At 60.6% G+C, this 22,609-nt stretch carries 16 protein-coding genes; 7 read left to right on the top strand and 9 right to left on the bottom strand.

The features are described from left to right. Positions 1-2: 2 nt before the first annotated feature. The 6 genes from K3819_RS23555 to K3819_RS23530 form a co-directional block, all read right to left on the bottom strand. Positions 3-395, bottom strand: coding sequence for a protease inhibitor I42 family protein (locus K3819_RS23555; RefSeq protein ID WP_085610907.1), 393 nt, complete (start codon positions 393-395; stop codon positions 3-5). A 121-nt stretch (positions 396-516) separates the two neighbouring features. Beyond that, on the bottom strand, positions 517-894 hold the full coding sequence (locus K3819_RS23550) for a hypothetical protein (protein WP_085610906.1): 378 nt from the start codon (positions 892-894) through the stop codon (positions 517-519). A gap of 168 nt (positions 895-1,062) precedes the next feature. Then, complete coding sequence (gene lon / locus K3819_RS23545; protein WP_085610905.1) at positions 1,063-3,486, bottom strand: endopeptidase La; 2,424 nt, start codon at positions 3,484-3,486, stop codon at positions 1,063-1,065. A gap of 747 nt (positions 3,487-4,233) precedes the next feature. Next, positions 4,234-4,602 (bottom strand): DUF6124 family protein, encoded by a 369-nt coding sequence (locus K3819_RS23540; protein ID WP_221398049.1) that lies wholly within the window; start codon positions 4,600-4,602, stop codon positions 4,234-4,236. A gap of 394 nt (positions 4,603-4,996) precedes the next feature. After that, positions 4,997-7,408, bottom strand: a complete 2,412-nt coding sequence (locus K3819_RS23535) for a glucose/quinate/shikimate family membrane-bound PQQ-dependent dehydrogenase (protein ID WP_221398048.1) — start codon at positions 7,406-7,408, stop codon at positions 4,997-4,999. A gap of 135 nt (positions 7,409-7,543) precedes the next feature. Then, positions 7,544-8,905 carry a carbohydrate porin gene (locus K3819_RS23530; RefSeq protein WP_221398047.1) on the bottom strand — a complete coding sequence of 454 codons (1,362 nt, stop codon included), beginning with the start codon at positions 8,903-8,905 and terminating at the stop codon, positions 7,544-7,546. A gap of 301 nt (positions 8,906-9,206) precedes the next feature. Between K3819_RS23530 and K3819_RS23525 the strand changes: the two genes are divergently transcribed. Both K3819_RS23525 and K3819_RS23520 read left to right on the top strand, forming a co-directional pair. Then, the gene (locus K3819_RS23525; protein WP_007956650.1) at positions 9,207-9,437 is read left to right on the top strand and encodes a VF530 family DNA-binding protein; all 231 of its coding nucleotides are present in this window, start codon (positions 9,207-9,209) and stop codon (positions 9,435-9,437) included. Between the two features lies 1 nt (position 9,438). Continuing rightward, positions 9,439-10,077, top strand: coding sequence for a Pr6Pr family membrane protein (locus K3819_RS23520; RefSeq protein WP_221398046.1), 639 nt, complete (start codon positions 9,439-9,441; stop codon positions 10,075-10,077). 18 nt (positions 10,078-10,095) lie between these two features. Here K3819_RS23520 and K3819_RS23515 read toward each other — a convergent pair whose 3' ends face one another. Then, the gene (locus tag K3819_RS23515; RefSeq protein WP_221398045.1) at positions 10,096-10,881 is read right to left on the bottom strand and encodes a siderophore-interacting protein; all 786 of its coding nucleotides are present in this window, start codon (positions 10,879-10,881) and stop codon (positions 10,096-10,098) included. After that, on the bottom strand, positions 10,878-11,453 hold the full coding sequence (locus K3819_RS23510) for a PadR family transcriptional regulator (RefSeq protein WP_221398044.1): 576 nt from the start codon (positions 11,451-11,453) through the stop codon (positions 10,878-10,880). The genes K3819_RS23515 and K3819_RS23510 overlap by 4 nt, the downstream gene beginning before the upstream one ends. Positions 11,454-11,931: 478 nt before the next feature. Between K3819_RS23510 and K3819_RS23505 the strand changes: the two genes are divergently transcribed. The 5 genes from K3819_RS23505 to K3819_RS23485 all read left to right on the top strand — a co-directional run bounded on the left by K3819_RS23505 (position 11,932) and on the right by K3819_RS23485 (position 17,570). Continuing rightward, positions 11,932-12,426 (top strand): CS1 type fimbrial major subunit, encoded by a 495-nt coding sequence (locus tag K3819_RS23505; protein WP_064599207.1) that lies wholly within the window; start codon positions 11,932-11,934, stop codon positions 12,424-12,426. 81 nt (positions 12,427-12,507) lie between these two features. Next, positions 12,508-15,030 carry a CS1-pili formation C-terminal domain-containing protein gene (locus tag K3819_RS23500; protein ID WP_064599205.1) on the top strand — a complete coding sequence of 841 codons (2,523 nt, stop codon included), beginning with the start codon at positions 12,508-12,510 and terminating at the stop codon, positions 15,028-15,030. A 4-nt stretch (positions 15,031-15,034) separates the two neighbouring features. After that, on the top strand, positions 15,035-16,249 hold the full coding sequence (locus K3819_RS23495; protein ID WP_221398043.1) for a hypothetical protein: 1,215 nt from the start codon (positions 15,035-15,037) through the stop codon (positions 16,247-16,249). 43 nt (positions 16,250-16,292) lie between these two features. Beyond that, a complete protein-coding gene (locus K3819_RS23490) occupies positions 16,293-17,036 on the top strand; it encodes a pilus assembly protein (RefSeq protein ID WP_085610899.1) in 744 nt (247 codons plus the stop codon). A 33-nt stretch (positions 17,037-17,069) separates the two neighbouring features. Further along, complete coding sequence (locus K3819_RS23485) at positions 17,070-17,570, top strand: CS1 type fimbrial major subunit (RefSeq protein ID WP_221398042.1); 501 nt, start codon at positions 17,070-17,072, stop codon at positions 17,568-17,570. 64 nt (positions 17,571-17,634) lie between these two features. On the opposite strand, the gene K3819_RS23480 is transcribed toward K3819_RS23485, so the two are convergent. Further along, positions 17,635-22,554 carry an NEL-type E3 ubiquitin ligase domain-containing protein gene (locus tag K3819_RS23480; protein ID WP_260328992.1) on the bottom strand — a complete coding sequence of 1,640 codons (4,920 nt, stop codon included), beginning with the start codon at positions 22,552-22,554 and terminating at the stop codon, positions 17,635-17,637. Positions 22,555-22,609 lie beyond the last annotated feature (55 nt).

Genomic DNA, 22,609 nt, shown 5'->3' with positions numbered 1-22,609 from the left:
GATCAGTTCACCGAAATGGCGCAGTCAAAGGTCTCCACCGGCAACACTTCCGGCGCCCAGGGTTGCTGCGAAGTCAGGCGCAGACGCCCGGTGCCGGGGGCGAAAGCCTGGAAGCGCCAGGTCGAGAGGCCGGCCGCGCCGACCACGCCGGCATCTTCCGGATTGCTGTAAACCTCGGGGCTGAGGGCGCGCAATATGCCGCCGGCAGAATCCTGGATGGCCCAGCGGTAGCCGGTGGTGGGGTTGCTCGGGAGCATGACGATCAGGTTTTGCCCGTTGGTCAGGCGCACCGGGCATTCGCTCTGTTTTTCCACGGTCACGTTGGTTTTCGGTTGCGTGGCGCAGGCGGCCAGCAGGGCGAGGGACAGGGGGACAAACAGGCGAAGGGGGGACATGGATTCAGTGGCTCCGGCGTTGGCGACGAACGGCGAGCATAACTGAAGATGAGACAAAGTGTGACCAAAGCCGCGCAGGCCAAGGCTGCGCGCTGTCGATCAGCCTGAGTCTGGGGAGTGTTTATCCACTAACGTCGAGTTGCACCTGAATAGGATCGTGATGGCCGTGGAAATCAAGTTCAAAGCCAATTCGATATTTCCTGTTGGTGTTGTCCAACTCGGAAGTAAACGTTCCCCTGTAGGCGTACTGTGTTCCCTTTTTGTTGAGGTAGAAAACTTCCAGTAGCTTCTCACCTCTCTTGAATTCGTGCTCGCCGTCAGGCGTTGATGGATCAATTGTAAGTTTGATTGCCTGTCCATTCGGAAAACCCAGTTCCTTGGAACCTTCGATTGTTATGTAGCCTTGTTCTTGCTTTACCGCGATATGGTCGGTTTCGAAGAGTTTTTGGCCATTTTGTGTAACCGTAAAATAATCGGAAATATTCGATTGTGTTGACATTGATGGACTCCCTGAATGACTAAGTTCGAAAGGGAAGTCTGGAGGGAGATGTGGCGACAGGCTACTGTAGTAATTGACAGTTTTTTATCGTTTTTTGCGATATCGAATCTTCGCTTGGTTATTTAGACCAAGGCATTCCAATAGAGGCAACGCCTTGGTTACATCGGGTTAAAACAAGACCTTCGCCACATCCGCAAACTTCTTGGCGAAATGCACGGTGATCCCTTCCTTCAAGTAATCCGGCAGCTCTTCGAAGTTGCCGCGATTCGGCTCCGGCAGAATCAGTTCGAAAATCTTCTGCCGCCGCGCCGCAATCACCTTCTCGCGAACCCCGCCAATCGGCAGCACATGCCCGGTCAGCGTCAGCTCGCCGGTCATCGCCACACCTTTTTTCGGCGGCTGGTTACGGGCGAGGGAGAGCAGGGCACTGGCCATGGTCACGCCGGCGCTCGGGCCGTCTTTCGGTGTCGCACCTTCAGGGACGTGCAAGTGAACGAAAGCTTCGTCGAAGAATTTCGGATCGCCACCGAAGGATTTGAGGTGCGAACTGACGTAGCTGTAGGCGATCTCCGCCGACTCTTTCATCACATCGCCCAGTTGCCCGGTGAGTTTGAAACCACGATTGAGCGTGTGAATCCGCGTGGCCTCGATCGGCAAGGTCGCGCCGCCCATGCTGGTCCAGGCCAAACCGGTAATCACACCAGTGCCGGACAGCACCTGCTCGTTGCGGAACACCGGATGGCCGAGGGACGCTTCGAGGTCTTTCGGGCCGATCTTGATCACCGCTTTCGGATCCTCGATCAGCTTCATCACCGCTTTGCGCACCAGTTTGCCCATCTGTTTTTCCAGCTGGCGCACGCCGGCCTCACGGGCGTAACCGTCGATCAAGGCCTTGAGCGCCGTGTCGCTGATGCTCAGGCTGCCCTTGGACACGCCGGCCTTTTCCAGCAGTTTCGGCCACAGGTGACGCTTGGCGATGGCGACTTTTTCTTCGGTGATGTAGCCCGACAGGCGAATCACTTCCATCCGGTCCAGCAACGGGCCGGGAATCGAGTCCAGGGTGTTGGCGGTGCAGACAAACAGGACTTTCGACAGGTCCATCCGCAGGTCCAGATAGTGGTCGAGGAATTCGACGTTCTGTTCCGGATCAAGCGTTTCCAGCAGCGCCGAGGCCGGGTCGCCCTGATAGCTCTGGCCCATCTTGTCGATCTCGTCGAGCATGATCACCGGGTTCATCACTTCGACGTCTTTCAGCGCCTGCACCAGTTTGCCCGGCTGCGCGCCGATGTAAGTGCGGCGGTGGCCCTTGATTTCGGCTTCGTCGCGCATGCCGCCGAGGCTGAAGCGGTAGAACGGCCGGCCGAGGGATTCGGCGATGGACTTGCCGACGCTGGTTTTACCCACGCCCGGCGGGCCGACCAGCAGCACGATGGAGCCGCTGATCTCGCCTTTGTAGGCACCCACCGCGAGGAATTCGAGGATCCGGTCCTTGATGTCCTCGAGCCCTGCGTGGTGCTTGTCCAGCACCTTGCGCGCGTGCTTGAGGTCGAGCTTGTCCTCGCCGTACACGCCCCACGGCACCGAGGTCGCCCAGTCGAGGTAGTTGCGGGTGACCGCGTATTCCGGCGATCCGGTTTCGAGGATCGACAGCTTGTTCATCTCTTCTTCGAGGCGTTTCTGCACCTGCGTCGGCAGGACCTTGCCTTCCAGGCGCTGCTCGAACTGTTCGAGGTCGGCGCTGCGGTCGTCCTTGGTCAGGCCGAGTTCCTGCTGGATGACCTTGAGCTGTTCCTTGAGGAAGAACTCGCGCTGATGCTCGCCGATCTTGCGGTTCACTTCGGCGGAGATTTCTTTTTGCAGGCGCGCGACTTCGACTTCCTTGCGCAGCATCGGCAGGACTTTTTCCATGCGCTTGAGCATCGGCACGCAGTCCAGCACTTCCTGCAGCTCATTACCTGTCGCCGAAGTGAGGGCGGCGGCGAAGTCGGTCAGCGGCGACGGATCGTTGGGGCTGAAGCGGTTGAGGTAGTTCTTCAGCTCTTCGCTGTACAGCGGGTTGAGCGGCAGCAGTTCCTTGATCGCGTTGATCAGCGCCATGCCGTAGGCCTTGACCTCGTCGGTCGGCTCGGTGGGCTGGTGCGGGTATTCGACTTCCACTAGATACGGCGGGCGATGGTGCTTGAGCCAGGTCTTGATGCGTACGCGGCTCAGGCCCTGGGCGACAAATTGCAGTTTGCCGTTTTCGCGGCTGGCGTGGTGCACCTTGACCAGGGTGCCGTATTGCGGCAACGCCTTGGTGTCGAAGTGGCGCGGGTCTTCCTGGGGCGTGTCCATGAAGAACAGGGCCAGGGAGTGGTGTTCGGATTTGCTGACCAGTTCGAGGGTTTCGGCCCAGGGTTCTTCGTTGACGATGACCGGCAGAACCTGCGCCGGGAAGAACGGGCGGTTGTGGATCGGGATGATGTAGACCTTGTCCGGCAGGTTCTGGCCGGGCAGGGCGAGGCCTTTGCCTGGGACGTGGTGTTCGATGTGTTCGGCGTCGGTTTCGGTGATGTCGTCGGGGTTCTCGGGGAATTCTTGCTGGTCGCTCATGGGGCACCTGCGCAATTGGGTATGGCTGTTAGATGGGGCAGGGTTTGGGTGGTTTCAATGGGGGTGGGTGTTTCTGCCTGTGTGTTCAGGGTTTTGACAGGGTTTTGGGGTTGGGCCTGGCGGCCTTTGGGCCGGCCATGCTGGGGATTTATCGAGTACATATCCGTTTCTTCGGGTGCGCCCGCTGGCGGTTTCGCCCTTACGGCGAGTCCCTTTGGCAAACGCCCCAAAGGAACCAAAGGTCTAGGCCCCTGCGTTCGGCGCCTCGCTGTGGCTCGGCGTCCCTTCGTTCCGGGATTCATCCGGGGGCATCGCCTACGGTTTGCTTCGCTGCACCTCCTCTCGATGTGTTTGGCTTCGCCAAACGGTCGCTGCGCTCCCACCCCCGGATAAATCCCTCCACTCAGCCTGCCGATGGGGCCGGCACGTCAAAAGCGGTACTCGAGCTAACGCTCATCGTGGTGAGTGGTGAAGAGCAGGGGGGAGAAAGGAGAGGGTGGTGGTGGTGGTGGTGGTGGTGGTGGTGGTGGTGGTGGTGGTGGTGGTGGTGGTGGTGGTGGTGGTGGTGCGAAGAGGAGGGAGTCGATTGGGGGCTTTAAAACCTGAGTGCGACTCGGTTTTTCACGTCGGCGTACCTCTCCCAGACAACTCGGTCGGTCCCCTCTCCCTCCGGGAGAGGGCTAGGGTGAGGGCAGCGTCATGACTGACTCACCACAAGCCTGACTCCCGCAGAGACCTCATCAGCATTTATGCCGGATATCGACTGACCTCGACATTATCCAGCACCCGATTCACCGCCAGTTCCGCCAGCATGATCACCTGCTGAATCCCCAGGATCCGATGCCGCTGCGGGGTATCGACAAAAGCCGCTACATCACTGGCCATGACACTGGCGGTGGCCAAAGACTCACAGGCATGGGCTAGCAGCGTTTCATCGTCCATGTCCGGGGAGATCTGGAACATCTTGCTCGGTCGGCGGCCGGGGCATTTTTTGGGGATGGGATTGAAATGGTGGTCGAGCGCGCGTTCGGCGGCGTCGTGGAGTTTCTTTGAATCAGGGGATTCGTATGGCGAGGTGTCGTTTGATTCGGGGGGATTGGGTGTTGGTTTTTTCATTTTTTACTCCTCAGGAATTGGTCCATTCCTCTAATTGCCGCGACGCAAAAAGAGGGGTGGCAGCTGTACGCGGGTTCGCGGACCGACCTGAGGCATTCGGCATACCCGAAGGTATCCCGCGCACAGCCACCATAAACAAGCACTTGAGGTGCTGCTGTTAAGCGGCGGCAATTATGCCTCAGAAGTAGGGCCGCGACGCCCGTTCGCTGAATTTGCAGCGACCCCCAAAGCCTATCCACACCATTTCCGAGCCACAACCGACGCGACATGTCAGAAACATCCCCTGCAAACACTCTGTCTGTAGGACATACACACCCTGTGTAAAAAAACGCAGCCCACAAAAAAGGCGACACCCCTCACAGGGCATCGCCTTTCTCTTTACCGCCGTTACAACTTATTCCGGCAGTTTGTACGCAATCACATAGTCACCCATCTTGGTGCCCAACGAACCGTGACCACCCACCACGAGCAGGACGTATTGCTTGCCGTCCTTGCCGGTGTAGGTCATCGGGGTCGCTTGGCCGCCGGCAGGCAGACGCGATTTCCACAGTTCTTTGCCGGTGTTCACGTCGTAGGCGCGCAGGTACTGGTCGAGGGTGCCGCTGAGGAAGCCGACGCCGCCGGCGGTGACGATCGAGCCGCCCATGCTTGGCACGCCCAGGGTGAAGCCGATCGGGATTGGCGAGCTGTCGCGGCTGGTGCCGTTTTTGCGTTTCCAGACGACTTTGCCGGTGGTCAGGTCGATACCGGCGACGTAGCCCCAGGCCGGAGCCTGGCACGGTACGCCCAATGGCGACATGAACGGGTGCATGATCACCGCGTATGGCGCGCCGGTGTTTGGCTGTACGCCAGCGGTTTCGCTCTCGCGCTTGCTGCCGGCCGCGACTTTCTCGCGTGGCACCATTTTCGAGACGAAGGCCATGTAGTTCGGGCTGGTGAACAGCATCTGGCGAACCGGGTCGACCGAGACGCCGCCCCAGTTGAACACACCGACGTTACCCGGGTAGATCAGGCTGCCCTGTTCCGACGGAGGCGTGTATTGGCCTTCGTAGCGCAGTTCCTTGAACTGGATGCGGCACAGCATCTGGTCGAACGGGCTGGCGCCCCACATGGCTTTTTCGGTCAGTTCCGGGGCCAGCAGGTTCAGGTCCGAACGGGCCTGGGTCGGGGCGGTGTGGTCGCCTTTCACGGCGCCTTGGGGCACCGGGATTTCCTTGATCGGGATGATCGGCGTGCCGTCGCGACGGTCGAGGACGTACAGGCTGCCCTGTTTGGTCGGAGCGATCAGCGCAGGTTTGATGCCGTCGGCGGTTTTCATGTCCAGCAGGGTTGGCTGGCTGCCGACGTCCATGTCCCACAGGTCATGGTGGGTGAACTGGTAGTTCCAGCGCACTTTACCGGTGGCCAGGTCCAGTGCCACGACGCCGGCGCTGAATTTCTCGGCGCCCGGGGTGCGGTCGGCGCCCCATTGGTCCGGGGTCTGGTTGCCCAGTGGCAGGTAAACCATGCCGAGTTTTTCATCGACGCTGGCCAGCGACCACATGTTGGCCGAGTTGCGGCTGTAGGTTTCGCCCGGCGCCAAAGGCTCGGTGGCGTCTGGCTTGTCGCTGTCCCAGTTCCAGACGAGGTGACCGTCACGCACGTCGAAAGCGCGGATCACGCCCGATGGCTCGTTGGTCGATTCGTTGTCGGTGACGTGGCCGCCCATGATCACCAGATCACGGGTGATCGCGGCAGGCGAGGTGGAGTAGTAGCCACCGGCGGTGAACGGGCCGATGCCCTGGGTCAGGTCAACCACACCGTTGGTGCCGAAGCCTTCGCAGATCTTGCCGGTGTCGGCGTTCAGTGCGATCAGGCGTGCATCGGCGGTCGGCAGGTACAGGCGACGCGGGCAGGCCTGGGCGACGGCTTTGCCGGCCTCGGAGATGACAGCGGACGCCGCGTTTTCAGACTTGGCGTAAGCGGCTTCGTCGTAGTACGACACGCCACGGCAGGTCATGTGAGCGAAGCCCTTGAAGCCGACCGGGCTCTTGATCTGCGGGTCGAAGCGCCACAGTTCCTTGCCGGTGTCCGGGTCCAGCGCCAGCACTTTGCTGTGGGCGGTGCAGGCGTAGAGCATGCCGTTGGCTTTGAGCGGGGTGTTTTCGTTGGTCAGCTCGACCGGGTCATCGGCGGTCGGCAGGTCGCCAGTCTGGATGCGCCAGGCTTCTTGCAGCTTGCCGACGTTGGCCGGAGTGATCTGCTTCAGAGGCGAGTAGCGGTCACCGAATTCGGTGCGGCCGTAGGCCTGCCAGTCGCCGTCCGGCATTTGCGGGGCGGTGCTGGTGGTGTCGGCAGTGTCGCGACCCAGTTCGCCGAAGGTTTCGCCCGGGTGGGTGAAGAGGCTGGCCAGGGCGGTGACGCCGGCCAGAATCACGGCCACGGTCAGGCCGCCGGTGCCCATCGGCGCCGGGCCTGCGAGCAGCAGCGGGCGACGGAACCACGGCAGCAGCATCACGAAACCGAGGACAAACCACAGTGCCAGGCGCGGCACCAGTTGCCACCAGTCCAGGCCGACTTCCCACAGCGCCCAGACGGTGCTGGCAAACAGCACGATGGCGTACAGGCCCAATGCTGCGCGACGGCGCATCAGCATCAGAATGCCGGTCAGCGTGATGCCGATACCGGCCAGCAGGTAATACAGCGAGCCGCCGAGCGTACTCAGCTTGATTCCCCCGGCCAGCATGGCCAGGCCCATCAGCAGAAGCAGAATGCCGAGCAGGTTCGGCAGAAGACGGCTTCGACTCGAAGCACCTTCAGTGCTCATAGTGTGATTCTCCGTGACGTTTATGTAGTCCCGCGCTGTAGTCACTGTAGATGACGATTGGGCGCAGGCATGGTTCAGATAAAAACTTGTCTTGCTATCGAATTTCTTTCGCAGGACTGAGCCGCGTGCGCTGGATTAGAACGACGACTGGATCTTGATCCCGCCGATCAGCGCGTCATCGACCTTGTCCACACCGCCCGGATGGCGGATGTATTGCAGGTTCGGGCGCACGGTCAGCCAGTTGGTGACGTGCACGCCGTAATAGAGTTCGGCGCTGTATTCGGTGTCCTGTGGTGGCAGGAAGGACGGATCGTCGTAGTCGTAGACAGCGTGGGCCTGGTTGGTCGCCTCGGCGTTCTTGCGGTAGGCCGGGTTGACGTGAACGCGGGCCAGGGCGAAACCGATGTCATCTTTTGCACGGGCGTCGAACAGGCCTTTGTAGACCACGCCGGCCTGGACGTAGTTGTCGATGGCGTTGGTCTTCTTGTCGTGCATCGTGCCGTTGGCGAACACGCTCAGACCACGGGAGTTGTCGCTGGCCACGCTGGTGATCTGTTGCTGCACGCCGAGCCACACGCCGTGTTTGCTCGAAGCGCTGCGATAGGCTTCGCCGCTCAGGGCAGCGGGCTGGCCGTTGCTGTCTTTATAGGCGTCGGTGGCCTTGGCGTTGCTGTAGTAGTAACCGGCGCGGTATTCGCCCGGCAGGCCGTTGAGCTTCGGCTTCCACACCAGTTCGATCGGCAGGATTGCGCCCTGGGTGCCGCTGCCACTGAGCTTGAATCCGTTGCCGCGATCGAGGTTCGACGGGTTCTGCTCGTAGGCGCCGACTTGCGCGTACAGCTCTGGCGTCAGGTGATATTTGACGCGCAGCGCCCATTGACTGACCGGCCAGTTGTACCAGATGCCGCCGACCCAGTTGCCGACCTGCGAGCCGCAGAACGCCAGGTTCTGGAAGTCGCACGGGAAGCTGTTGAAGTCTTCGCCTTCGCCGAAGCGGCCGACCTTGATGTCGAGCTTCTGGTCGAAGAATTTCTGCTGGTACCACATCTGCGTCAGGCGGGTGGTCTGGCCACGGCCCCAGACTTCCTGGGCCGAGGTGAAGCCACCGACGCGCGGGTCGTTGATGCGGTCGTTGCTGATGTTGTTGCCGCTGCGTTTGGTCACGGTCAGCTGAAATTCAGCGTCGTTCCAGCCCAGCAGTTTTTGCAGGTCCAGATGGGTGCCGAGGCCCCATTGGTCGCTGTAGCGCGCGGTGCGGTCGTGGTCGTAGCCGCCGTGCAGATTGCTGCCCATTTCGCCGGTGTAGTCGAGCTTGAAGTCGATACCTTTTGCCGCGAGCTCGCTGCGGGTGCCGTTCCAGTCACCAAGCATCCACGGTGATTCACTGTCGAAGGCCGGAGCGGCCTGGGTGCAGGTGGCGAGGCCAAGGGCGGTGCAGCCGCCGATCAGGCGCAGGGTGGAGATAGCGCTGTCTCGGGAGAACGGAAAATCGGGCATGAATAGGGTCTTTCTTGATCTTTTTGGGGGATAAGCTGGCCGCTACGATTTGACGCAGGCAGTGAAGCGGTTCAGCAGAAGGGCGGCAGGATAATGTTCTGTTACAAAAACACAAAGGGCTTTTGCAGACATGAACCCTTTCGGATTCGGTAACAGTGCGGCAATACAGCGCATTGCGGGCGTTGGCGCAGACCTGCGATCTTCTTCGGTTGGCCTACATTTAACCCAAGGCCTTCCACCCGCCCATGCCCTCGGCTAAGGTGCGCGGCTTCTGTATTTTCACTTCGCCCAAAGGCCCGGCATGAACGACCACAATCCCGATCCGCTGCACGGCGTGACCCTCGAACAGATCCTCAATGCACTGGTGACCCACTACGAATGGTCGGGCCTGGCCGAGCGCATCGACATCCGTTGCTTCAAGAGCGATCCGACCATCAAGTCGAGCCTGACCTTTTTGCGCAAGACACCTTGGGCGCGGGAGAAAGTCGAGCGGCTGTACGTGAAACTGATGCGCACCAAGCGTCCGCTCTGAGATGAACGCCGTATGGCGGCGACGCCTGATCACTTCGGCTGCGGTGCTGGGCTGGGCCGGGCTGGGGATTCAGCTGTACCTGATTTTCTTCGCCCGGCTGAGCGTCGGCGCCAGTCTGCTGGGCGGGCTGGTCAGTTTCTTCAGCTACTTCACCGTGATCACCAACACCCTGGTGGCGGTGGTGCTGACCTGTGCGGTGACGGATCGCGAATCCGCAGCACAACGCTGGTTTCTGCAACCGTGGGTCAGCAGCGGGATTGCCGTCAGCATTGCGGTGGTGGGCCTGGCTTACAGCATTCTGCTGCGACATCTGTGGCACCCGCAGGGCTGGCAGTTTATCGCTGACGAATTGCTCCACGACGTGATGCCGCTGCTGTTCCTGGCTTATTGGTGGTTGTACGTGCCGAAGGGCAGCTTGCGTCTGAAGCACCTGCCGCTGTGGCTGATTTATCCGCTGGTGTACTTCGCCTATGCGCTGTTGCGCGGGCATTTGCTGGGGGCTTACGCGTATCCGTTCATCGACGTGGCGCTGTTGGGTTATCCACAGGTGTTCATCAATGCCGGGGGGATTCTGCTGGGGTTTGTGCTGATTGCGTTGCTGGTGATTGGCATCGACCGCTGGCAGGGGCGGCGCCTTTAGCAGCGCCGCCGCTCGTATTCACTCTTCTTCGGAGCCTTCTGCGCGCCAGTAACCGACCGCTTTGACGAACTTCTCGTCGAGTCCGTGCTCATCGAGCAGCACCCGGCGGACCTGCCGCGAAACCTTGGTCTCGGTCGCCACCCACGCATACAGATTGCCCTTGGGCACCTGCAATTGTTTGACGGTGGTCAGCAGATTGTCTTTGCCGCCCTCGCGCAAAACCCAGATCACGTTGACCTGCGCCGCGCTTTCCAGCGTTCGCTGCTCCTTGCCGTTTTCCACTTCGATGACCACCAGCGCCTTGCGATTGGCCGCCAGCCCTTCGAGGCGGCGGGCGATGGCGGGCAGGGCGGTTTCGTCGCCGATCAGCAGGTAGCTGTCGAAGATGTCCGGCACGATCATCGAGCCACGCGGGCCGCCGATGTGCAGGAATTGCCCGGGCTTGGCCTGCTCCGCCCAGGTCGAGGCAGGGCCATCGCCATGCAGTACGAAATCGATGTCCAGCTCAAGCTTGTCGAGGTCGTAGCGGCGCGGGGTGTAGTCGCGCATTTCGGGCATCGGCACGTCGCTCTTGCCAGCGCCGAGCACCAGGGTTTCCAGCGCCGCGGCCTGTTCGGCGTTCTGCGGGAACAGCAGTTTGACGTGATCGTCGGTACCGAGGCTGATGAAGCCGGCCAGTTCCGGCCCGCCGAGGGTGATGCGGCGCATGCGCGGAGTCAGGTCGACGACGCGCAACACTTCCAGGCGGCGACGTTTGATTTCGTGCATCACACGATGGATGCCTTGGGTCTGTACTTCAGTCATTCGACTTTCTCCGGGGCAGATTGAACGGCGGGGCCGTCGACGATGGCTTTGGCGGTGTCATTGAGCAGGTCGCGCACCCGCAGGATTTCTTCCGGGCTCCAGCGTCCGTGGTGCATCTGCAGGGCATGGCGCAGGTTATGCACCGCTTCGTGGATTTCCGGCGGGCGATCATGGCCGCGCAGCGAGCGCTTGCTGACGTCGATGCGCATGCGCACGCCGTCCAGAGCCACCGCCTGTTCGCTCAGGGACTGGCGACCGGCATCGGTCACGGCGTAGCGTTTTTTCCCGCCGTCGGCATCGCCGCTGATCATTTCGCTTTCTTCAAGAAAGGTCAGGGTCGGGTAGATCACGCCGGGGCTGGGGCTGTAGGCGCCGTCGAACATGGTTTCGATCTGGCGGATCAGGTCGTAGCCATGGCAGGGCTGTTCGGCGATCAGCGCCAGCAACAGCAGTTTCAGATCGCCGGGGGCAAACACCCGTGGGCCGCGACCGCCGCGCTCGCGGCCGTGGCGTTTTTCGAAGCCGTCACGGCTGTCGCCATGCTCGCGGTGGGGGGAATGATGGTCTCTCATTTCAGTCTTCTCTCGTCGTATTTAGATACAACTTAAGATATATCTTTTCGTGCGAGCAAGGATTTTCTGACCCGAAGACGACGCCAGCGACGAACGGTGCGTGGCAGTGAGTCTGGAAACCTCATCCATACGACCATAACTAAAAAGTTAAAGTCATCACTCTATTAATCGTTGAGCTTATGTTCTAATTTGCACTCGGCCCCCCATTCTTCTTGCTGAAGTTGCTGTATGGTTTTTCAGAGAAAAGTGTCGGTAGTCTATAACTTACAGTCATTGTTTTATATTTGAAGATTTTGTTCTTTTTTCTTTCCAGTTGCAGGGGTGATTAACTACGCGTTCGTGGGAAGTTGCCTGCTTACATTCAATGGCGAACAGTCGATCATGCCCCGGCGTTGAAACTTCAAAGCCACACCGTCGATATCGGCCGGCGTTGTTTGAACTTTCAATGCTCAATCTTATAAAGACAGGGTAATGAACGATGTTCAAGAAAATCGCACTCGCTGCTCCACTGGCTGTTCTGGCACTGGGTTCTTCCATGGCGTTTGCTGCCGGCGAAGCCCGTCACTCCATCAGCCTGATCGCTCACGTTCCAACCAATGGTTTCTATGTGGTTCCGGTCGATCCGGATCTGGTCAACAAGGACCAGGACATGAGCTTCAGCCCGATCACCGGCAGCATGAAACCGGTCAACGGCTTCTTCGACACTCGTAACAACAACGGCTCGGTGCATGGTTACCTGGAAGGCGTGCCGAAGCTGGTGGGCGGCTCGAGCATCATCGATCTGGAGGTCAAGTTCAACAACGTCGTGCTCACCCAGACACCGCAACTGGTGGTCGGTGAAACCGAATCCAATGTGAACTATCGCGCACCGATCAGCATCACCGCCAAAGGCTCCACTTTCACCCCGGGTGATTACACCGGCGCGGTCACCATGATGTTCGATGCCGTGGATCCGGTACTCGGCTCGCTCTAACGTCTGGAAGTAACAAAATCCGGCTGACGGAAGTTTCTGTCAGTCGGACTTCTTGTCTGTTTGCAATCAGAGTAACTGTTCATGTTCCCGATGACGCCCATCGCGGCTGCACTTGCGTTGCTGTTTTGTGCCGCAGCCATGGCGGCTCCTGCCGCCTCTGGTACGACACCGCGAAGTTTATTGGCGCAGGCCAAAGGTTTGCCGGCGGATTTTGAAGAGCACTTTTTTGATGTTCCGCTGGCGGTACGGGTCGAACTCGACCAACAGCCTCTGGGCGAGGCCATGGTGGTGCTGTCCCGTGACGATCGCCTGACGCTGCTGGAATTCACCGACACCAGCGACAGCCGTTTCAGCGCCTTCGAGCGGGACGTCTGGGCCGACTATCTCAAGCCCGGCGTCGCACTGGGTGCCTGTAGCGGACGATGCCCCGAGCAGATGCTTGCGCTGCACTACAACCTGGAAAGCTCGCTGGTGTCGATCGTGACGGCCAATGCCGAACGTGACACCGAGGCCAAGCGTTTCCATGAGCAACCCGAGGGTGGCAGCAGCGGCCTGATCGTGCGTAATCAGCTCAACCTCAATGGTGGCCAGGATCAGGATCTGGGCGGGCGCTTCGGCCTGGCGGCCAGCGGCAGCCTGGGCAACTGGACCCAGACATTCAACATGCAGCTGGCCCGCCTCGGCGGCCCGGACGACAAGCTTTATCACGCCGTCCATGAGCTGCACACCCAGCGCGAACTGCAGGGCAGTTTTCTGCGTCTGGGGTATTTCACGCCGGCCTCCGAAGGCCTGATGCGCCAGCCTCGTTCCTTCGGTGCCAGCCCCGACACCACGGTCGGGGTGATGTATGGCAGCTCCGACAGTCTGGCGATCAATTCGCCTCAGCCCAGCGTGTACCCGATTTACGTCACGGCCAACCGTCAGGCGTCGGTAGAGATCCTGCGTGACGGTTTATTGATCAACACCCAGTCGGTGCCTGCGGGCCTGCAGACCCTCGACACGCGTCCCTTGCCGGGCGGTATCTATGACGTGGAGGTGCGGTTGATCGAGGACGGCCAGATCACCTCGACCACTCAGGAGCTGGTCTACAAGCCGAACAACTGGCGCAATCTCGATGACCGCTGGCGCTACAACCTGTTTGCCGGTGAGGAAAGCAAACTGCTGAGCAACTGGGACAACCAGGTCACCGGCGATCCCACGGCCGGGGCTTCGATCAACTATCTGCTGCACCCGCGCATGATTCTCGGCCTGTCGGCACGCCAGATACGCGACACCTTGCAGTACGGCACGTCCATCGATTGGACGCTGGCCAACAGCGTCAGCCTGTTCGCCAACATCTATGAAACCCAGGACCATGGCACCGGCCTCGACCTGCAAGGGCTGTACAACTACGGCGCCGGAAGTCTGGTGGTCAGCCATAACCGCAGCTGGCTCGATACCACCGATCTCTACGAAACCCTGCCGGATGGCACGCGGATTCGCCAGCGCAATGTGTTCGTCGGGCAGACCAGCAACTCATCGCTGGCACTCAACCATCGACTCGACAGCCGCAATTCGCTCAACGCCCGGGTTTCCCACAGCGATGGCAACACCGAAGGCGTCGGCGTGGATCTTGGCTGGACCCAGCGCACGACGCTGTTGGGCAGCGACGCCAACTGGCGTCTGTCGCTGTTTGACCGACCGGGCACGTTCAGCAGCGGTGACGAGCGTAATCGCGGGGTCGATCTGAGTATCAATCTGGCTCTGGGGCCGCCCGGCCAGCAGATCACCGGCAGCATCGGTTCGCGCACCGCCCGTGAAGGCGGGCGTGACAACAATGCGTCCCTGGGCTGGCGCAAGGACTTCAAGGATCACGTGCTGCAGAACGTGTCGGTCACCGCGCTGAGCGACACCTATGGCGTGGGCCTGTCGAGCCTGGCGAGTTTCCACACGGATGTCGTTTATGGCGACGGATTCGTGCAGCGCTCCTCCTACAACGGCAACTTTACCGGTGGCCTGAACCTCGACAGCACGCTGGTCATGGGCGCCGACCAGATGATCCTGACCAGTCAGAGCGAAACCCGCGGCGCGGGGATGATCGTCGACGTCGAGTCGGACATCGATGGCATCGCCCTGCGCGCCGACGATTACAGCGGCGGCAGTGCGGCATTGAAACCGGGGCGCAATTTCATCCCGATCACCGCGTACCAGAACAGTTCGGTGAGCTTCGACTTCCAGGGCAATCACGCCCCGGCCGCGACCATTGAGCCGGCGCGGACCCGTTACCACATGAACAAGGGCGGGGTGGAGTACCGCAAGGTCCGGGTGATGAGAACCCTGACTGTGCTGGGTCGGTTGGTCGATGCCCAGGGCCGGCCGCTCAAGGGCCATCACGTGATCAACCACGCGAGCCGGGGGGTGACGGAAGTCGATGGCTTCTTCTCGATGGAAATGAACGCCGGGGCGCCAACCCTGGAAGTGCGTCAGGGCAACCAGTTGCTGTGTCAGTTCCGCCTCGATGCGAACAGCCATCGCAGTGAAAACAACGTGTTGATGATCGGTGATCTGCGGTGCACCCCGGACACCCTGGCCGATGTCACTTCTACCGAGCAGAAGGCGGGTTGAAACCATGAAAAAGATGACGTGTTGGCTGGGGTTGCTGACGGCGCTGAGCGCCTCGCAGGCAGGGGCGGCGAATCAGGAAATCCGTGCCTTGTTCCAGCCTGATCCTGCGCATCCGAACAAAAATGTATTCATCAACCAGACGCCCAACAGCGGTTATTGCGCGGTATGGCCGGATCAATGCGTCGACAACCAGATGTTCAGTATCGAGTTGCCGATTCGTTTCACTTCCAGTCGCTTCATGACAGCCGGGTTTCCGCTTTCACTGAAGGTGCCAGCCAACTGGAGGCCATTGACAGTCACCAACCGGGACACCCAGGAAACCGAAACCGTCGAAGTGCGGGTCATCGGCATCGGCTCCGATTTTGTGCTGAGCGATACGGCCGCCAATCTGGTCGGAGTATCGGACATCCTCGAAGGTCATCAAAAACTCTGGACCACCAGCAGTTGGGTTTACGCGCCGGCGCCCTGTCAGTACAGCGGCGTGGGTGCCTACACGCCTTCGACGTATCGGTTTTTCTGGAAAACGCCGGTGGAAGCAAGCTGTACCAAGGTAACGGCTTTCCTGATTCCGGGGATGGCTTTCAGAACGATGGATTTCGCTTACGAACTGCGCACGCCCAATCCGCTGGGCATGTCGTCGGGGCTCTATACCGGCTCGTTGTCCTACACCCTTGGTCCCGGTGGTGATTTCGATCTCGGCATGCAGATGTACCCGGACGACAGCAACCTGACTCTGGATTTCGTACTGGATGTACAACACACCCTGAAGGTCGATCTGCCACCGGGAGGCAACAAGGTCACCCTTGAACCGGCCGGGGGCTGGCAGAGCTGGCTCGACAGCGGCCGCAAGCCGACCAAGATCTTCCGTGATCAGCCTTACTTTCTCTCGGCGTCGTCACGCTTCAAGATCCAGATGACGTGCGATTCGCTGGGCGGTGAGGAGTGCAATTTGCGCAGTCCGACAGGCCGATCCACCAGGGCGACCGTCAAGCTCAGTGTGCCGGGGGGAATCGTCGGCCCGGGTGGTGGCGATGGCTGGACGGGCACGCTGCACCACAACTTGTGGATAGGCCCTTTCCAGCCCACCCACTATGTGGACCGCAAGCCCGGCAACCTGCATTTTTCGATTTCTCAGCGGGACATCGAGTTTCTATTGCGACCCGGCGTCAACGACACGCTCACGGGGCGCATCACCATTATCTGGGACTCGGAAGTCTGACCCTCCGGATCAACCCCTTACATCTTTCAAAAGGTTGAAGACGATGACACGCCTGTTTCTGCTTTCACTGCTCGGGCTGCTCGGCGGACCCGCACTGGCCGGGCCGCAGATCAATGTCGGCACGGTGTACGACTATCTGGATGGTGACAAGAGCACCTACCTCAAACGTGTATTCAACAGCGGCGACAGCACGGCCTTCGTCAAGGTCAACGTGCTGGAAATCGTCTATGACGATCAGGGCAAACCGCAGGAAATCCCGATCGAGACGGCCACCGACGGCGCGTCGCGCAATGGCCTCATGGCCAGCCCGGCGCGGTTGATCGTGCCGACCAAAGGCATGCAGGGCACACGCCTGCTGTACATGGGCGAGCGGGATCGCGAGCGCTATTTCCGGGTGCGTTTCGTGCCGGTGGTGCCTGAGAAGGAGGATGAATTCGTGGTGAGCGAGCAGGAGCGTGACGCCTACAAGGAGGCGTTGTCGGCCGGGGTCAACCTGATGACCGGTTTCGGCACGATCTTTTTCGTACGGCCCAGGGACGCCCGGTTCGAGACCGTCGTCAATGAAACGGGCGATCGCTATGAGCTGCGCAACAGCGGCAACACCGTGGTCATCGTCGATGAGTTCAAGAGCTGTTCCCTGAGTAACGAAACCGACTGCGGCGCGACCACCAAGCACCATATCCTGGCCGGCAAGACGTTTGCCTTCGACAAGGAGAAGGGCCGCGAGTACCGCTTCAAGTTGATCGAAGGCGACAGCAAAAAAGACTTGAGGGTGACGAGCCGCTGACGGCGGTTTCCATTGACGCGGCAGGTAAAGAACATGAACAAGCAATGTGCCGTCCTTGCATTGATGGCAATCACCGCACTGACCAGTCACCCGACATGGGGGGCCCGCGAGGAACACGTTTTCGAGGTGTCCCTGACGATTCCAAGTCGGCCGTTCTATATCGTGCCCGCCGAACCGGACTGGATCCACCGGGTCCAGCGCCTGGTCTGGAATCCCGGCAGCGAGACGCTTAGCACGCTGAGCAAGCACTTCGATGTGCGGCATGACTCCAGCGCTATAGAGGCACGTCTGGACAGCCCTGCGCATCTGTCGAACGGCAGGTCGAGCGAGGACATCTGGCTGAAGGTCACTTTCAATGGCGTAGTGCTCGGGCCTGAAGTGCCTTCCCGACTCGTGCTGTCACAGGAGGAGGCGGCGGTGGGCAAGCGAGTGCTGCTGGAGATAGAACCGTTGAAACCGACCGGAGGATTCCGGCCGGGGGATTACAGCGGCACCGTGATGCTGCTGTTCAATGCCAGGGCACCGGGAGCGTGATCCCGGGCCTGGCATGGCGTTGCGAAGGGTATTGCGCGCTTGCCTCACGTACACCGGTCGAAGATCAGATCCCGGCCCGGGCCATGGCTTCGCGGGTCAGGCGTCTGCTCAGTCCCTTTTCCTCGTAACCGATGTCGCGTTGCAGGCTCTCGTAGACGGCATCGGTCAATGGCTCCTCCGTCAGGACCTGGTCCAGCGGGATGGACAGTTTGTCCGCCAGTCTCACCAGGCTTTTCAACAGGGTCTGCTGCTCGCTTTGGCTGGGTGCCCGCTGCCATTCCCGGCGCAATGACAGCAGCTCCAGCCGGTCATGGAACAGCGCTGTATTACTGGCGAAATCGCTCGGGTAGGTCTGGCGCAGATAGCGATCCCAGAACGGTTGCTCGATCATTTGATTGACCAGCCCGTCGCCGGCTTCGGCTGCAATGATCTTCCCGTAGGCTTTGTCGATCGCCTCGTCAGTGACGCCTGCCACCGGGCGAAACCTCATGGCCTCGGACTGCCAGGGCAGATCCAGACGCCTGGCCAGTCCGGTTTCATACGCCAGATGCACCTCGACCTGATCGGGGTTGCTGTCCGGCCCACGTGCCTTGATATCGGCACGGGCAATTTCACCCACTTGCTCAAGGCGCGCCGACCCTTTGGCCAGCGTCACCAGTCGGGCTTCGGTTTCGGCGAGGGTAGTGGAGAAGCTCAAGGCTTCCGTGGCCAGCACTTTTACCCCCATGTTGTTGAACAGCTGGGCGCCGGCGTCCTCACAGCCCTCCGGTTCGGTGGACATGAGCAACAGTTCTTCGCGCAGCATCGGGTCGAGTGTCATGGCGTCCACCATGCGCCATACGCGGTCGGTCAGTTGTGCGCGAGCGCGTCCCCCCTGGCGGTAGTCGGCGGAACGGGTCAGGTCCTGGATGACCTTGAAAAAACCTTCGGAATCCGGCTCGTTAATCAGTTCATGCCAATCCTCTGCGCGGTGGATACCGATGCCGGGTGATTCGCTGTACAGCGATGCATCTTCGTCGGGCGTCCATTTCTCCAGCAGATCTGCGGCAGGCAACCGATACTTGACGGCAGGCATCAACCCCACGGACTCCCGGTACTGTTCGTAAGTCATGCGAAGGTCGGGCGGCAGTTTTTCCCGGTCGACTCGGGTACGGGCGATGAGAAGGGCCTTGTCCGAGCCTGGGGCGACGTCGGGTATGGAACGCAGCCGATTTCTGCGCAGATCGAGGAAAAAGCCCTTCGGTCGGGCAAGACTGAATACCCCGGGCGGCCAGGCCTTGAGATCGGTATTGGACAGGTTCAGGACCTTGAGCCAGGGCATGCGCTGCACGGGCGGCGGGTCGCCCAATGGATTGTTGTCCAGTCGCAGGATTTCCAGGCGTTCGAGTCTCTGCATCTGCTCGATGGCGGACGGCGTCAGCTCGATCATGTTGTCACTGAGTCGCAGGGTTCTGAGCTGCGTCATATTGCCGATGTTGTCGGGCAGGCTTCGCAAGCCACAGTTCCTGGCACTGAGTTGCTGCAGATTGGGAAAGTTCTTGAGCAGACCCCGTGGCCCGGGTGAGAACTGCTGGGCATCGAGGCTCAGCGTCGTGATTTGTTCCAGATACGGTTTGAGTTCCGGCAAGGGTGGCCACCAGCGTTCGAGATTGTGCGGCAGTAGTTGTGAGGACAGGTCCAGGGTGTAACCGTCCTCCAGACGGGTGCCGCGTTCGCCGAACACCTCGCCAATCCTGTCGAAGCAATCCACCAGACGCTCCATGATCAGCCGACCGCCCTTGCGCTCGAACTCCCAGTAGGCGTCGGGCAGGCGGCCGGCGTCGTCCGGCTCGAATCCGCTCAGATAGCGTTGGCGCCAGTTCTCCAGGGTGTTCCTCAGGTTTGTCCGCTCAAGCTTCAGCCGTTCGATTTCCTGGTGGGGATCGCCCTTGGCCTGCAACGAACGGGTGAAGGCAGCCACCTCGCCCCGGTCAAAGTGCGGATAGAGTTCCTGCACCTTGGTTTCGACGGTTTTCTCGGTGAACGGCCAGCGTACCTTGGACAGCCCCTTGCCCTGCACCAGCAGTTCGGTCTGCCGTGGCACGAACGCCCGCAGGGGCGGCCGGGCAAGCAGTGTCCGGCGCTCGGCGGGTGTATGGGCCTTGGCCATCACCCATTGCCTGAACAGTTCCCCTTGCCCCGGGCGATAGCCCAGTGCGTTGCGTTTTGTCACCGGCAGGGCTGACAGGACGGCTTCATAGAGACTGTCGGCACCGTGGAGCAGCCTGTTCTCGCCATCGTGCACTTCATAGCGGCCATGCTCGTCCCTGACCAGGATTCGCACGGTGATCGCGTCTTCGGCCCCGGCACGGCAACGCAGCGGTCCTTCAGTGGTGCCGTCGCGTACTTCGATGCGCAAGTCGGCGAAGGCGTCGACATGCAGTCGCAGGGCATTGAGAGCCAGGCGCTCGGTATCGGGCACCAGCAATGCCGGTTCGTAGAGGCCTTCGACGGCACGGGCCGCCCGCGCTTCGAAGGCACTTTCACGGGCCAGGTTCTTCAGGCGCAGGGGAATGCGCTGCTGTTCGGACATGAGCTGTCGTTCCGCGGGCGTCGCCTGCTCCAGCAGGGGCTGAGCGACCGCCGATGGCAGTTGCGGGAGTCGGCGCTGCAGCAGATTCACCTGCGGATTGCCGGAGCGGTTCCTGAATCGGTACTCGTAATCGAAAATCTCGGGGGTTCGCGCCTCGACGGCTTGCGCCATCCGATTGCGCAGCGCCTGGACCTGCAAGTCCTGGGGGTAATGTCTGCCCAGCACGGCGGTCATGTCGGATTCACTCAGAAAACCGGGCAGACGCTCCGGCAGCCGGCCAGCCATCAGGTCGGCAAGACTGATGTCCAGCATCTTGTCGGAGGGCGCTGCGGCGTTGCCGTACTGGCGGTGGCTGCCGGTCAGGTCGGCTTGCTCGAAGACTCTCAGCCCTTTATCCGCTGGCCATCCCGGCAGGTTCGCCGCGATGGTTTCAAACCAGTAGGAGTCGGCGGGCAAGGGTTGCCCGTGACGCACGAGCTGGCTCGCACCGCGGGTTCGATCCCAGGTATCGAAACGGGCGACGGTGTCGGCCAGCAGCGGTGGCGGAGCGGCGTTGTCGACATGCATCCGGCGTAATGAGTCATCCGGCGTGCCGCTGATGCGGCGCAGTGTTTCCAGCTCGGCGGGCGTGTAGTCATCGACGGAATGCCCGATCCGTCGCATCAGGGTCGATCCTTCCCAGTCCTGGGGCCGTTCGCCTTCGTGGACCCAGGCACCCAGGCCGTTGTGGCGCAATTGGGGAGCGTAGGCTTGTGAGCGCGTCGGGTGCAGGATTCGATATTGGTCGCTGGAGATGTCGTACAGCACCTGGTAATGCTTGCCCTCCAGGGGCAGGACGGTTCTGCCCGCGACCTGGTGCAGACCGAGGGTGTCGGGTTTCGATGTCGGGTTCGGTGCCAGTGTCGGTTGCTCATAGGGTGTGAGATCCGGGTGCCAGAGGCGGGTCTTGCCGTCGAACGAGCGCACGGGCCTCATCCCTTCGATCAGCGGTGAAAGCTTCAGGCGAAAGGTGTTGCCGATCGTCACGCCGGCGCCGAATGCCGCCAGTTGCAGGACGTCGGTCACCACCCCCAGCACATGTTCGCCCACTTCGGCGAAATGCCCCTCGGCCAGGTCCACCATGCCTTCGACTGCTTCGTTCGTAAGCTGGTACGCGGTATAGGCGAGCATGAGTTCGCCCAGAAACGGTACGAAAGGTGTCATCACCAGCAGCGCTGCATTGAAGATATCCGAAGCGATTTTCTTGAAGTTTTCCCACCAGGCCCAGCGCGCCTGGCTGTCCGCGTCGGCAGTGGGCACCGCGATGCCCCGGGCGTCATTGAGAATCTTGTTCAGTCGTTGCTGGTAAAGGTGAGTCCACAGCGGCTGGTTGATCGGCGGGGCGCTGAACTGCAACTGGGGATTGCTCACCGGAGTTTCACGCCAGGACGGACGCGGATCACCCGGCTCCCTCGGATACCACTTGACGTACGTGAGACGTTGCTCGAGGTCGGCGAAAAAATGTCCGCGTTGTTCGTGATCGACAAACTGGCTGAAGAACTGACGGTAGGTCATGCCGGTCGATGGCAGGACGTTGTTGTCGCGCAGTTGCCGGCTCAGTTCGTTCATGAAATCCGGGATGGACGGGTATTCCTTGAGCGGATGCTCGGGGTCGTGAGGTACATAGGCGATCATTTTCTGTGAGCGCTGCGGTGTATCGGGATCGGGCCTGATGATCAGGATCCCGGTGAGCGTGAGGTCCATCATGCCCAGATCGCAGAGCTGCATGGATTGCTGATCGAGCTTCAATTGCTGCCGACCTTCGAGCAGTTCGCGGACCAGTGCGTGCCCCTGACGGCTGATGTCGTTTTTCGCCAGCGCGATGTGCGCGGCAGCCTTGAGCGCCGATTGCTGGCTGCGCTGGACCTGGAGTTTCAGATAGGCAACAGAGACCGGGTCCCGCTCGAGCAGGAACGTTTCGAGGTGGGCCTTGTACTGCGCGCCGATGTCCAGTTCGCGGCACAGCGCCTGAAACTGGCTGACACTGATCCGGCTATTGATCGGTGATACATCGAACAGGTCGCGCGCAGGATCGGTCTTGACGACGAAAGCCGAGTCTTTTGCGAATGTTTCGTCATAGGCGAAGTTATGAAGGGCCGCATCGAGGAGCGACACGGTTCTTGCGCTATATCCTTTTGAAACTTGAATCACCCACCAACTGCTTTCCTTGGGGACATACAGTCGCAAACAGGTGTTTTCGACGTCGACATTGATTTTGTATTGCTCAAACAACTTTGCCCGCAACAATGGCTCGGCGAATGCACGAATGTCCTGCAAACGCGACAGTATCCGGTCAACCTTGTTCTGCGTGCTCCAGGCCTTTTTGTTGGCGCTGTCCAGGCGTTCGGCATGGTTGGCCGGCAAATCGGTCATCCACATATGACGATGCAGCGGAACATGTCGCAATGCATTGTTTCGATGCCAGCGC

Origin of the sequence: Pseudomonas sp. 3-2, from assembly GCF_019710535.1 — a bacterium.
In the GTDB taxonomy this organism is placed as follows: domain Bacteria; phylum Pseudomonadota; class Gammaproteobacteria; order Pseudomonadales; family Pseudomonadaceae; genus Aquipseudomonas; species Aquipseudomonas pharyngis.
The sequence above is the reverse complement of the archived record's forward strand: the minus strand, read 5'-3'. Positions and strand labels throughout refer to the sequence as shown.